The following is a 13,020-nucleotide window of genomic DNA, read 5'->3' on the forward strand; positions in this document are numbered from 1 at the left end:
AAGTGTTCACCATCCAATACACAGCACGCTTTGAACGCAGGAGCGTCCGGCAGTGTGGCGGAAGCAAACTACTTTAAACCTGAGCCTGAGGAGTCACCCCGAAGTGTCGAAGCCAGTCGTTCTCATCGCTGACAAGCTTGCCCAGTCCACCGTCGATGCCCTCGGCGACGCAGTTGAGGTCCGCTGGGTGGATGGCCCGAACCGCGAAGAGCTGCTCGCCGCCGTTCCGGAAGCAGACGCCCTCCTGGTCCGCTCCGCCACCACCGCCGACCGCGAGGTCATCGAGGCCGCCCCGAACCTGAAGATCATCGGCCGTGCGGGCGTCGGTCTGGACAACGTCGACATCGAGGCCGCCACCGAGCGTGGCGTCATGGTCGCCAACGCCCCGACCTCCAACATTCACTCCGCCTGTGAGCTGGCCATCTCCCTGCTGCTGGCCACCGCCCGCCAGATCCCCGCCGCCGACAGCACGCTGCGCGAGCACGAGTGGAAGCGCTCCCAGTTCAAGGGCGTCGAGATCTTCGGCAAGACCGTCGGCATCGTCGGATTCGGCCACATCGGCCAGCTCTTCGCTCAGCGTCTGGCCGCCTTCGAGACCGAGATCATCGCCTACGACCCGTACGCCAACCCGGCTCGCGCCGCTCAGCTCGGCGTCCAGCTGGTCGACCTCGAGGAGCTCGTCGGCCGCTCCGATTTCGTCACCATCCACCTTCCGAAGACCAAGGAGACGGCCGGCATGTTCGACGCCGAGCTGCTCGCGAAGTCCAAGAAGGGCCAGATCATCATCAACGCCGCCCGTGGCGGCATCGTCGACGAGCAGGCGCTTGCCGACGCCATCAAGTCCGGGCACATCCGCGGCGCCGGCTTCGACGTGTACGCCACCGAGCCGTGCACCGACTCCCCGCTCTTCGAGCTGGATGAGGTCGTCGTGACCCCGCACCTGGGCGCCTCCACCGTCGAGGCCCAGGATCGCGCCGGCACCGACGTCGCCGATTCCGTCCTCAAGGCGCTGGCCGGCGAGTTCGTCGCCGACGCCGTCAACGTCTCCGGCGGCAAGGTCGGCGAGGAGGTCTCCGCCTGGCTGGACCTGGCACGCAAGCTCGGCCTGGTCGCCGGACGCTTCTTGAACGCGGCCCCGGTCAACCTCGAGGTCGTCGCCCGCGGCGAGCTGTCCACCGAGGACGTCGACGTCCTGGCGCTGTCTGCCGTCCGCGGCCTGTTCTCGGCCATCACCGATGAGTCCGTGACCTTCGTCAACGCCCCGCAGATCGCCGAGCAGCGTGGCCTGGGCTACTCCGTGTCCACCGCCCCGGAGTCCGAGAGCCACCGCTCCGTCATCGAGGTCAAGGTCGCCGGCGCCAACGGCGAATCCGCCGTCGTCACCGGTGCACTGACGGGTCTGGAGCGCGTCGAGAAGCTCGTGCGCATCAACGACCGTGGCCTGGACCTGCGGGCCGAGGGCAAGAACCTCTTCCTCAGCTACACCGACCAGCCGGGTGCGCTGGGCAAGGTCGGCATGGCGCTGGGGGAGCAGGGCATCAACATCCAGGCCGCCGCCCTGACCCAGGCGGCCCGGGGCGATTCCGCCACCCTGATCCTGCGCGTCGAGTCCGAGGTTCCGGCCGAGCTGGAGGAGAAGATCGAGGCGGAGCTCAACGCCACCGCGTTCCAGGTTGACCTGGACTAGTTCCCGGCCTGGTTCAACTCGACCGCCGCGGGAGACTGTCTCCCGCGGCGGTCAGTGTTTTCCGGGGGAGGGAGGCTGGGCCCGAAAACCGGGACCCTGCCCGTGCCTGTCAGATCGTTGGCAATTCTTTGGATGTTGAATGGGAAATTAGTGTCCGGTTGTGTTTAGATTGGGCCTGCCTCACACCCGAGGTCACTGCGTGCGATGGGACACCCCTGCTCCGTCCATGCGTTCCCCGTATCAGTTGCGTGTCGGCTGCCCGGCACCTCAAGCCAGCTGGAGAAGCATCCGTGAGTATTTCAGTAGATCGGGATCCCCGTCCCGACATCGAGTTCAACGTCGTCGACGGCAAGGACGTCCCCGTCGCCGTGCGCCCCACCAAGCGCATCACCGGCGTCGAGAAGATCGTCATCGCCCTGGCGTCGCTCGTCGCCGCCCTGGGCTGGGCCGCCATCGCCCTCAACCGTGACGAGACCATCAACTCCGTCTGGCTGGTCTTCGCCGCGATCGGCTCGTACATCATCGGCTACAGCCTCTACGCCCGTCTGATCGAGTACAACATCGTCAAGCCGCGCAACACCCGTGCGACCCCCGCCGAGTACGTCAACGACGGGAAGGACTTCGTCCCCACCCACCGGGGCGTCCTCTTCGGCCATCACTTCGCCGCCATCGCCGGCGCCGGCCCGCTGGTGGGCCCGGTCATGGCTGCCCAGATGGGGTACCTGCCGGGCACCCTGTGGATCGTCGTCGGCGTGATCTTCGCCGGCGCCGTGCAGGACTTCCTCGTGCTGTGGGTCTCCACCCGGCGCCGGGGCCGTTCCCTCGGCCAGATGATCCGGGATGAAATGGGCAGGGTCGGCGGCGCCGCCGGCATCCTGGCCACCATCGCCATCATGATCATCATCATCGCCGTCCTGGCGCTGATCATCGTCAACGCGCTGGCGGACTCCCCGTGGGGCGTCTTCTCCATCGCGATGACCATCCCGATCGCCCTGTTCATGGGCGTCTACCTGCGCTACCTGCGCCCGGGGCGCGTCTCGGAGGTCTCGGCCATCGGGGTGGTCCTGCTCATGGCCGCCATCATCGGCGGCGGCTGGGTCGCCGAGCAGGACTGGGGCCAGGCCTGGTTCACCCTCTCCAAGGAGGCCCTGGCCGCGGCGATCATCATCTACGGCATCGTCGCCGCCATCCTGCCGGTCTGGCTCCTGCTCGCCCCGCGTGACTACCTGTCGACCTTCATGAAGATCGGCGTCATCGCCTTGCTGGCCGTGGCCATCCTCCTGCAGCGACCGGAGGTTCAGATGCCGGCCGTGACCTCTTTCGCCATCGAGGGCAATGGCCCGGTCTTCGCGGGCAGCCTCTTCCCCTTCCTCTTCATCACCATCGCCTGCGGCGCCCTCTCCGGCTTCCACGCCCTGATCTCCTCGGGCACCACCCCGAAGCTGATCGAGAAGGAGTCCCACATGCGCGCCATCGGCTACGGCGGCATGCTCATGGAGTCCTTCGTCGCGATCATGGCCCTGATCACCGCCGTCATCATCGACCGGCACATGTACTTCGCCATGAACGCCCCGGCCGCCCTCACTGGCGGCACCTCCGAGGGCGCGGCCGCCTTCGTCGGCACCCTGGATCTGCCGGGCACCCCGATCACCGCGGGGGAGCTGGACGCGGCCGCCGCCGCCATCGGCGAGGCCACCATTGTCTCGCGCACCGGCGGCGCGCCCACCCTGGCCTACGGCATGGCCGAGATCATGACCGACCTCTTCGGAAACCCGGCGCTGCAGGCCTTCTGGTACCACTTCGCCATCATGTTTGAGGCGCTGTTCATCCTCACCACCGTCGACGCCGGCACCCGCGTCGCCCGCTTCATGATGAGCGACTCCCTCGGCGCCATCCCGGGACTGGGCAGGTTCCGCGACCACAGCTGGCGGCTGGGCTCCTGGCTGTCGACCTTCATCGTCTGCGCACTGTGGGGCGCGATCCTGATCATGGGCGTGACCGACCCGCTGGGCGGCATCAACGTCCTGTTCCCGCTGTTCGGTATCGCCAACCAGCTGCTCGCTGCCATGGCGCTGTCCCTGGTGGTGGTCGTCGTCCTGAAGAAGGGGCTGTACAAGTGGGTCTGGATTCCGCTCATCCCGCTGGTCTGGGACCTGGTGATCACGATGACCGCGTCCTTCCAGAAGATCTTCCATTCTGACCCGGCCATCGGCTACTGGGCACAGCACGCCCGCTTCAAGGAGGCCGCGCAGCAGGGGCTGACCGAGTTCGGCACGGCCAAGAGTCCGGAGGCCATCGACGCCGTCGTCCGCAACACCTTCGTCCAGGGCTCGCTGTCCATCCTCTTCGCCGTTCTCGTCCTCGTGGTCGTCCTCGCCGCGGTCGCCGCCTCCGTCAAGGCCGTCCGGGAGCGCGCCGCGGGCCTGGAGCCGGAGACCTCCGAGGAGCCGGACACCCCCTCCGAGATCTTCTTCCCGGCCGGCATGGTCACCACGCGTGAGGAGAAGCAGGTCATTGAGGAATACGCCATCCCGAACTACCACGCCACGCACGGCGGCCACTAGTGCAGGGCGTCGTCAAGGCCGTGCGGTCGGTGCGCTGGTACGTCGGTGAGCTGATGGGTGATCACGCCTACGCCCGCTACGTTGAGCACCTCAGGCGTCATCACCCCGACGCCGAGGTACCCACCGAGCGGGAGTACTGGAGGGCGCGCTACGCGGAGCAGGACGCCAATCCCGGTGCGCGCTGCTGTTGACGCGCGCCGGGTAGGGGTGAAGCGGGGGAGAGGTTGCTAGAATGGGCGCAAACGTCCATCAGGTGAGAGAGGAATCCCACATAATGAAACTCGCAGTGATCGCCGGCGACGGCATCGGCAAGGAAGTCGTCCCCGAGGCGCTCAAGGCGCTCCACGCCGTCCGCGACGACGTCGAGGCCACCGACTTCGACCTCGGCGCGGACCGCTACCTGCGCACCGGTGACATCCTCACCGACGAGGACCTGGCCGCTCTGAAGGAGCACGACGTCATCCTGCTGGGCGCGATCGGCGCCCCGGCGGACGTCAAGCCGGGTCTGCTGGAGCGCGAGCTGCTGCTCAAGCTGCGGTTCTCCCTTGACCACCACGTCAACCTACGCCCGGTCAAGCTCTACCCGTCCTCGGTCTCGCCCCTGGCCGACCCGGGCGAGATCGATTTCGTCGTCGTCCGCGAGGGCACCGAGGGGCTCTACGCGGGCAACGGCGGCGTGCTGCGCAAGGGCACTCCGCACGAGGTCGCCTCCGAGGTCTCCCAGAACACCCGCTTCGGCGCCGAGCGCGTCGTGCGTGACGCCTTCGAGCGCGCGATGACCCGCCGCCGCAAGGTCACGCTGATCCACAAGAAGAACGTCCTGGTCAACGCCGGCGACATGTGGCAGCGCACCGTTGACGAGGTCGCCGTCGAGTACCCGGACGTCGAGGTCAACTACCAGCACATCGACGCCGCGACCATCTACATGGTCACCGATCCGGGCCAGTACGACGTCATCGTCACCGACAACCTCTTCGGCGACATTCTCACCGACCTGGCCGGCGCCGTCACCGGCGGCGTGGGTCTGGCGGCCTCGGGCAACATCGACGCCTCCCGGACCAACCCCTCCATGTTCGAACCAGTCCACGGCTCCGCGCCGGATATCGCCGGCCAGGGTATCGCGGATCCGACCGCCACCATCCTCTCGGTCGCCCTGCTGCTGCGCCACGTCGGCGACGAGGAGAACGCGGCCCGCATCGAGAAGGCCGTCGCCGAGGACGTCTCCGCCCGCGGCACGTCCACCGCCTCCACTTCCGAGATCGGCGACCGCATCGCCGCCGCGCTCGCGCAGTAACCTTTCCCACACGGCGCACCGCCCCTCCGGCAGGGGCGGTGCGCCGTGTCATTTCCTGACGCCGGCCGGCGCCGGCTCTGCCCCGGAATACACCCCCGGCACGGCCCCCACCCGGTGGTGGCTCGCTGACCCTCGGGGCGGGGCGCCGACGCTCGGAAAGGAGGGTGGGATAACGTGAGACGACCCTGAGTGACGTTGAGGTGCCCACCGGCACGCGTCACGAAAATGTTGACGAGAGGATTCTGGTGCATACGGTGCGTAGATCGCGGTCGCCGCTGAAGACGGCCACCATCGCGTTGGCCACGGCGGCCACGCTGGCCCTGACAGGTTGCTCCGCCGCGGGCCCCGACTCCGGGGAGGCCGGAGCCTCCGCCCAGTCCGGGGCGCCGAGGCTGGCGACCTCCGGCCCGGAGACGCTTGCCGACGCCGACGGCACCGGCCTGGACGTCACCCGGCGTTTCTTCGAGGCGGCAGACGAGCTTGTCGTCGCCACCGCCCAGGCCGACTCCCAGCGCACCGCGGCCACCGAGGCCGTCGAGCGGGGCGTGCCCATGCTCGTCTTCACCGGTGATAACGGGCAGGCCATCGTCGATGAGGCCGCCCGCCTCGGCGCGAAGGAGCTGCTGACCGCCGGCGAGTTCGAGATTCCGGAGGCCGGGGAACTGGAGGTCACCCCGCTGGCGGTTGGGGCCGCCGAGACGACGGCCTCCGCGGAAGCTGAAGCCGAAGCTGAAGCGGAGGCGGGCGCCACGGCCACCGCCACGGAGGCCGACGGCCCGGACGGGGCCTCGGATCCGGCGTTGCCGGTGCCGCCCTCGGAGCAGGAGGACCCGGCGCAGGCCGCCCACGAGGGTGACCCGGAGATCCTGGCCCTGGCCCGCGACATCGCCTCCCTGGCCCCGGCCCGCAACTCCGAACTGACGCTGCCGCCGCTGCTGGTCACCGAGCAGACCTCCCCGGCCGCGCTCGCCACCGCCAAGGCGGCCGGCGGCCAGACCCACCTGCTCAGCTTCCCGGACCCCCGCATCACCTCCGAGTCCATGGAGCTGGTCCAGGGCGGGGACACCATCGCGCTGGGCGCCCAGTTCGGCTCCACCGAGGAGTACGCCGAGAAGGTCGACCTGGCCGCCAACGGCGAACTGCCCGGCGGGGGCGGGCTGGCCTTCCCGGGGCGCCGCATGATCGCCATGTACGGCCATCCCTCCGGCGCCGCCCTGGGCGTGATGGGTGAGCAGTCGCCCACCGAGGCGGTGGAGCGCCTCCGGCCGATCGTCGAGCAGTACCAGGCGCTCGAGGAGCAGCCGGTGATTCCGGCCTTCGAGATCATCGTCACCGTCGCCAGCGAGTTCCCCGGTGAGGACGGCGACTACTCCAACGAGGGTGCCCCCGAGGACTTCGTCGGCTACATCGACGCCATCACCGAGGCCGGCGGCTACGCCGTTCTCGACCTGCAGCCGGGCCGGGCCTCCTTCCTGGAGCAGGCGAAGCGCTACGAGGAGCTGCTCAAGCGACCCAACGTCGGCCTGGCCATCGACCCGGAGTGGCAGATCGGCGCCGAGGAGATGCCCATGCAGCGCATCGGCAACACCACCGCCGCCGAGGTCGACGAGGTGGCCCAGTGGCTGGCGGATCTGACCCGGGACAACGACCTGCCGCAGAAGGTCTTCATCGTCCATCAGTTCCAGCTGCAGATGGTCCGCGACCGCGAGCAGATCGACACCTCCCACCTCGAGCTGGCCTTCGTGATCCACGCGGACGGCCACGGCACCCCGGACCTGAAGTTCGAGACCTGGAACGTACTGCGCCAGGGCCTGTCCGACGACTGGTTCATGGCATGGAAGAACTTCATCGACGAGGACACCCCGACCTTCACACCGGAGCAGACCTACGAGACCGTCAACCCGCGTCCGTGGTTCGTTTCCTACCAGTAGAGGGATGAAGACGACAGCACCACCGCGAGTACGCGGTGGTGCTGTCGTCTTTGCCGGAGGTGTCAGCGCGCGTTCTCGCGCAGCCGGGCGCCGGTGTCGAGGTAGGAGGCCATCTCCGGGGCCGGGACCATGGAACCGCCGGTCACCCACGCGACGTGGGTGCACTGCTCCAGGGACTCCGCGTCCAGCCCCAGGCGGGCCAGGTAATCGGCGTCGCCGGCGACGCGCGCGGGGCCGATCAGTCCGGCCGCGGCGGAGGGTTCAATGCGGATGCCTTCGGTCTCGTCGAGCAGGCTGATGAGGCGGTAGAGGTTGTCGTCGTCGACGGTGAGGTAGCCGTCGAGAAGCTTCTCCATGCGCTGGCCGACGAAGCCCGAGGGCCGTCCCACGGCCAGGCCGTCGGCCGCGGTGAGGTTGTCGATGCCGAAGTCCTGCACGCTGACCGCGTCATGCAGCCCGGTGTGCACGCCCAGCAGCATGGCCGGGGAGTGGGTCGGCTCGACGAAGATGCAGCGCACCGCGTCGCCCAGGGCCGCCTTGAGGCCGAAGGCCACGCCGCCCGGGCCGCCGCCGACGCCGCAGGGCAGGTAGACGAACATGGGGCGCTCGACGGTGGGGCGCACATCGTAGGCGGCGAGCTGGCCGGCGAAACGGGCGCCGGCGACGGCGTAGCCCAGGAAGAGGGTGACGGAGTTCTCGTCGTCGACGAAGTGGGTGAGGGGATCGCCCTCGGCCTCGGCGCGGCCCTGCTCGACGGCGACGGAGTAGTCCGACTCGTACTCGACGACGTTGACGCCGTGCTCACGCAGCTTGTCCTTCTTCCACTGGCGGGCGTCGGCGGACATGTGGACGCTGGCCTGGAAGCCCAGGGTCGCACTCATGATGCCGATCGACAAGCCCAGGTTGCCGGTGGAGCCCACGGCGACCTTGTGGCGCGAGAACAGCTCCCGGGCCTGCTCGGAGCCGAGTTCGCGGTAGTCGCTGTCCACGGTGATCAGGCCGGCCTCCAGGGCGATCTTCTCGGCGTGGGCGAGCACCTCGTAGATGCCGCCGCGGGCCTTGATCGAACCGGAGATGGGCAGGTGGGAGTCGAGCTTGGCCCACAGCTGCCCAGGCTGCTCCAGGCTGGCCTGGAGGGCGGGCACGCCCACGAGCGGGGACTCGAGGATGCCGTAGGTGCGGGTGGCGTCGGGGAAGACCTCGGCGAGGTAGGGGGCGAAACGCTTGAGGCGGTCGGCGGCGTCGCGGACGTCGGACTCGCTCAGTCCGACCGCGGCCAGACCCTCCTCGGCGGTGCGGGAGGTCGCCTCCGGGTTGAACCAGGACAGCTCCTCCAGGTTCTGCAGCCGGGTGATGAGCGGGAACTGTTCGCTGACGGCGGCGACGTCGACGGGGTGGTGCGTGTTCATGGCGGGGTCCTTTCGAGGGGCGGGGATCAGAAGAAGAGGGAGAGGAGAAGCACCATACCGAGTGCCACCACAGAGGTGACGGTGGTGCCCACGGTCAGCGTCCGGATGGACTGCTGGACGGAGATCTTCATGTAGGACTGGTACATCCAGAACAGCGAGTCGGTGACCTGGGTCAGGCCGATCGCGCCGGCGCCGATGGCCAGGGTCATGATCTCCGGGGACACGCCGGTGGTGGCCATCAGCGGGGCGACGATGCCGGCGGCCGAGATCATCGCCACCGTCGCGGAGCCGACCGCGAAGTGGAGGATGATGGCGATGAGCCAGGCCATGATGATCGGGCTGATGGGCAGGACGGCGAGGGCGTCGGCAAGCGCGGGGGCGATGCCGGAGGCGGTGAGCACGGCGTTGAAACCGCCGCCGGCGCCGATGATGAGCAATACGCCGCCGATCGGGGCGAAGGAGGAGTCGGTGATCCCGGAAATGTCCGACAGCGAGCGTCCCCGGGACAGTCCGAGGGAGTAGTAGGCGAAGAGCACCGAAATCAGCAGGGCGACGATCGGGTTGCCGATGAACCCGACGACAAGGCCCGCAGTCGACTCCGGATCGACGATCAGGTGGATGACGGTCTTGGCCACCATGATCAGAAGCGGCAGCAGGACGGTCAGCAGGGTGACGCCAAACCCGGGCAGCGCCGAAGTGGTGTCCCGGCGGGTGGCGGGCAGGGTCGCGACGCCCCCGGCGGTGGCGCCGGTGCCGCCCGTCTCCGCGGTCGCGCCGGAATCTCCGGAATCTTCGGAATCCTCGGCGTCCTCCTCGACTGCGAAGGCGCCCGGCACGAGCCTGGCGTAGAGCGGTCCGCCGGCGAGGGCGGCGGGGAGGGCGACGATCAGGCCGAGCACGATGACCGTTCCGACGTCCGCGCCGAGGGTGCCGGCGATCGCGGTGGCGGCCGGGTGCGGCGGCAGGACGCAGTGGACGGTCATCAGCGAGATCGCCAGGGGCAGGCCCACGGCGACACGGGAGATGCCGGCCGCGCGGGCCACGACGAAGACCAATGGAACAAGCAGAACGAAGCCGACCTCGACGAAGACGGGGATGCCGGCGATCAGGCCCAGCAGCGCCATGGCCACCGTGGCGCGCCGGGCGCCGAAGGCGTCGAGCAGCGAGAGGGCGAGGCGCTCGGCGCCGCCGGAGACCTCGAGCATCTTGCCGAGGACGGCGCCGAAACCGATGATCAGCACCAGGAAGCCGAGGGTACCCCCGACGCCCTCCTCGATGACGCCGACGACCTCGCCCAGCGGCACCCCGGTGACCAGGGCGACTGCGAGCGCGGCGAGGACCAGGGCGATGGAGCCGTGAAACCGCAGTTTCACGATGAGAAAAACGATCAGGGCGATGGCGGCCAGCAGAACGGCGATCAGCCCCGCGGTGGATGTCATGCGATCCCTCCTTCAATCATCAGACATTGGTGTTATTAAGACCCGGAAGAGTATACATAGCCGAAAGTGACGCCTGAGATAGGTTCCACGCAAAGGTGAGGGAGGACACCGGGACGGCGTCGAAAAGCCTTCCTGGGAGGGCGCGGGCACGTATCCTGTCTTTCAACCGACCCGTTCCGACCGCACCGACATGGAGGTATCCGCCGTGAGCGTTGAACTGGAGGAGGTTCGGCAATTCCTGGCCGCGCACGAGCCCTGGGCGCGCCTGCCCGACGAGGTGCTGGACAGACTGCCGTCGAAAATGACGATGCGCTACATCCGCCGCGGCGAGACCGTCATCGAGCTCGGCGGGCGCAACGACAACATGCACATCATCCGCTCGGGCGCCGTCGACGTCATCGGCCCGGACGGCATCCTGCTCGACCGCGTCGACGTCGGCCGGACCTTTGGCTACTCGACGATCGTCGGCGACCCGACCTCCGACTACAGCATCGTCACCGTTGAGGACTGCCTGGTGCTCGTCCTCCCGCGCGAGGAGTATGATCGGCTCGCCGCCGAGAATCCCCAGCTGACCAGGTTCTACTCCTCCCAGTCCCGCCGCCTGGCCCACGCCGCCCGGGAGCTGGAGATCAGCCGGGCGACCGACCAGTCGACGGCGGGGGTCCTTCATCAGAGCGTGGGCGCCGTCGTCGCCGGGCGCAGCCCGATCACGGTGGACCGCGGCGCCACCGTCAGCGAAGCCGCCCGCCGGATGGCCGAGCACGACATCTCCAGCATCCTGATCACCCGCGAGGGCCACGTCGACGGCATCATCACCGACAAGGACCTGCGCGCCCGGGTCGTCGCCGCCGGCCTCGACTCCACCGTCCCGGTCACCGAGGTAATGACCTCCAACCTCATCACGCTTGACCCGGAGCAGCTGGTCTTCGAGGCCTTGCTGGTCATGAGCGAATTCAACATCCACCACCTGCCGGTCACCTCACCCAGCTCGGTGCTGGGCGTCATCACCTCGGGCGACATCTCGCGGCTGCTGCGGGCGAACCCCGTCTACCTGGCCGGCGACATCGAGGGCCTGAGCCTGCCCGATCTCGAGGGCGCTTTTCGACGCGCCGCGGAGACCATCTCCCGTTCGCTGACCCAGACCATCTCCGCCGGCGAGGCCGCCCGCGTGCTCACCTCCGTCGCCGACGCCCTGGTCCGCCGCCTGGTCGTGCTGGCTGAACGGGAACTGGGCCCCGCCCCGGTCGAGTGGTGTTTCGTGGCCGTCGGCTCGCAGGGACGCCGGGAGATGGGACCGGCCAGCGACCAGGACAACGCCCTGGTCCTCTCCGACGACTACGTCGAGGCCGAGCACGGGGAGTACTTCGCGAAGCTGGCGGAATTCATCTGCTCCGGCCTCGATTCCGCCGGACAGGTCCTGTGCCCCGGGGACATGATGGCCGCCAACCCGCAGTGGCGGATGACCCGCAGCGAGTGGATCCACACCTTCCGCACCTGGGTCGGGGCTCCCCAGCCGGACGCGCTGCTCAACGCCCAGATCTACTTCGACATGCGCCCGCTGGCCGGGACGAGCGCCCTGGCCGAGGAGGTTCACGCCAACGCCGTGGCGCTGGCGCAGGCCGCCCCCCGGCTCCAGGCCCACCTCGCCGCCCTCGCCGTGCGCCGGGAACCGCCCCTGGGGTTCTTCCGTGGCTTCGTCGTCGAGCGCGGGGGAGAGTACGCCGACACCCTCGACATCAAGAAGGGCGGAACCTACCCGATCATGCAGATGGCCCGCCTCTACGCGTTGCAGGCCGGCGTGACCGAGGTCGGCACCCGGGAGCGCCTCGCCGCGGCGGCGGGGCAGACCCTCTCCTACAAGGCGGCGGTCAACCTCACCGACGCCTTCGACTACCTCTCCAGCCTCGCGCTGCAGCACCAGTCGGCGCAGTTGCGCGCCGGGAAGTCCCCGGACTACCACATCGACCCGGACCAGCTGACCTCCATGAACCGCGAGAACCTGCGGGACGCCTTCGGTATCGTCAAGAAGATGCAGACCGCGCTGGCCCAGACGAACCCGGTCAGGAGCACCTAGGATGAAGCTTCCCTGGCAGCCCCGGATCCCGGCGGCGACACCGGCGTGGGACACCCCCATCAGCGAGGCCCGACTGCTGGCCGTGGATGTCGAGACCACCGGGCTGGATCCCGACCGCGACCGCGTGGTCTCGGTCGGGTGGGTGCCCCTCGACGCCGACGGCATCGACCTGGGCGGCGCCCGCTACTACGTCATCACCGGCGGGCCGGTGGGCGACTCCGCGACCCTGCACGGACTCACCGACGACACCGTCGCCACCGGCGTCAGCGTCGAACAGGCGCACTCGGAATTCATCCACGCGCTGCAGGGGCGGATGATGCTGGCGCACTACGCCGACATCGAGCGCGGCTTCATGGCCAGGATCCACCGCCAGCTCACCGGGGAGCGGATCGACTACCCGGCCGTGGACACCTTCGCCATTGAACGCCGCCACATGGAACGCCTCGCCAGGTACCCGCGGGGCGAGGATCTGCGCCTGGCGCGGGTCCGGGAGCGCTACGGACTGCCCGGCTACGCCAACCACAACGCGCTCACCGACGCGTTGGCCTGCGCGGAGCTCTTCCTCGCGCAGACGGCCACCCTGAAAGTTGCCACGCTGAAGGACCTGCGTTACTAGCACGGG

At 68.9% G+C, this 13,020-nt stretch carries 9 protein-coding genes; 7 read left to right on the forward strand and 2 right to left on the reverse strand.

Annotated features, from left to right (window positions below; translation table 11 throughout):
• Nucleotides 1-103 precede the first annotated feature (103 nt).
• The 5 genes from serA to CGUA_RS05895 all read left to right on the forward strand — a co-directional run bounded on the left by serA (nucleotide 104) and on the right by CGUA_RS05895 (nucleotide 7,476).
• Entirely contained in the window at nucleotides 104-1,687 is a 1,584-nt protein-coding gene (gene serA / locus CGUA_RS05875) for a phosphoglycerate dehydrogenase (RefSeq protein WP_290198148.1), read from the forward strand.
• 296 nt (nucleotides 1,688-1,983) lie between these two features.
• On the forward strand, nucleotides 1,984-4,251 hold the full coding sequence (locus CGUA_RS05880) for a carbon starvation CstA family protein (RefSeq protein ID WP_290198327.1): 2,268 nt from the start codon (nucleotides 1,984-1,986) through the stop codon (nucleotides 4,249-4,251).
• Nucleotides 4,251-4,442 (forward strand): YbdD/YjiX family protein, encoded by a 192-nt coding sequence (locus CGUA_RS05885; RefSeq protein WP_290198149.1) that lies wholly within the window; start codon nucleotides 4,251-4,253, stop codon nucleotides 4,440-4,442. Before CGUA_RS05880 ends, CGUA_RS05885 begins: the two co-directional genes overlap by 1 nt.
• Before the next feature lie 83 nt (nucleotides 4,443-4,525).
• A complete protein-coding gene (locus CGUA_RS05890; protein WP_290198150.1) occupies nucleotides 4,526-5,545 on the forward strand; it encodes a 3-isopropylmalate dehydrogenase in 1,020 nt (339 codons plus the stop codon).
• Between the two features lie 254 nt (nucleotides 5,546-5,799).
• Nucleotides 5,800-7,476 (forward strand): cell wall-binding repeat-containing protein, encoded by a 1,677-nt coding sequence (locus CGUA_RS05895; RefSeq protein WP_290198151.1) that lies wholly within the window; start codon nucleotides 5,800-5,802, stop codon nucleotides 7,474-7,476.
• Nucleotides 7,477-7,538: 62 nt separating this feature from the next.
• Here the strand turns inward: CGUA_RS05895 and dsdA are convergent, their stop codons facing one another.
• Nucleotides 7,539-8,885 (reverse strand): D-serine ammonia-lyase, encoded by a 1,347-nt coding sequence (gene dsdA / locus CGUA_RS05900; protein WP_290198152.1) that lies wholly within the window; start codon nucleotides 8,883-8,885, stop codon nucleotides 7,539-7,541.
• Between the two features lie 26 nt (nucleotides 8,886-8,911).
• Complete coding sequence (locus CGUA_RS05905; protein WP_290198153.1) at nucleotides 8,912-10,324, reverse strand: GntT/GntP/DsdX family permease; 1,413 nt, start codon at nucleotides 10,322-10,324, stop codon at nucleotides 8,912-8,914.
• Nucleotides 10,325-10,514: 190 nt separating this feature from the next.
• Here CGUA_RS05905 and CGUA_RS05910 point away from each other — a divergent pair, with 190 nt between their 5' ends.
• On the forward strand, nucleotides 10,515-12,398 hold the full coding sequence (locus CGUA_RS05910) for a putative nucleotidyltransferase substrate binding domain-containing protein (RefSeq protein WP_290198154.1): 1,884 nt from the start codon (nucleotides 10,515-10,517) through the stop codon (nucleotides 12,396-12,398).
• 1 nt (nucleotide 12,399) lies between these two features.
• Nucleotides 12,400-13,014, forward strand: a complete 615-nt coding sequence (locus tag CGUA_RS05915) for an exonuclease domain-containing protein (RefSeq protein WP_290198155.1) — start codon at nucleotides 12,400-12,402, stop codon at nucleotides 13,012-13,014.
• The last annotated feature ends 6 nt before the right edge of the window (nucleotides 13,015-13,020 follow it).

The sequence above is a fragment of the Corynebacterium guangdongense genome (genome assembly GCF_030408915.1).
GTDB classification, from domain to species: domain Bacteria; phylum Actinomycetota; class Actinomycetes; order Mycobacteriales; family Mycobacteriaceae; genus Corynebacterium; species Corynebacterium guangdongense.

Coding starts and splice junctions, on each gene's coding strand:
- CGUA_RS05890 (WP_290198150.1), top strand. CDS start 4,526: ATGAAACTCGCAGTGATCGCCGGCGACGGCATCGGCAAGGAAGTCGTC.
- dsdA (WP_290198152.1), bottom strand. CDS start 8,885: ATGAACACGCACCACCCCGTCGACGTCGCCGCCGTCAGCGAACAGTTC.
- CGUA_RS05905 (WP_290198153.1), bottom strand. CDS start 10,324: ATGACATCCACCGCGGGGCTGATCGCCGTTCTGCTGGCCGCCATCGCC.
- CGUA_RS05910 (WP_290198154.1), top strand. CDS start 10,515: ATGGAGGTATCCGCCGTGAGCGTTGAACTGGAGGAGGTTCGGCAATTC.
- CGUA_RS05915 (WP_290198155.1), top strand. CDS start 12,400: ATGAAGCTTCCCTGGCAGCCCCGGATCCCGGCGGCGACACCGGCGTGG.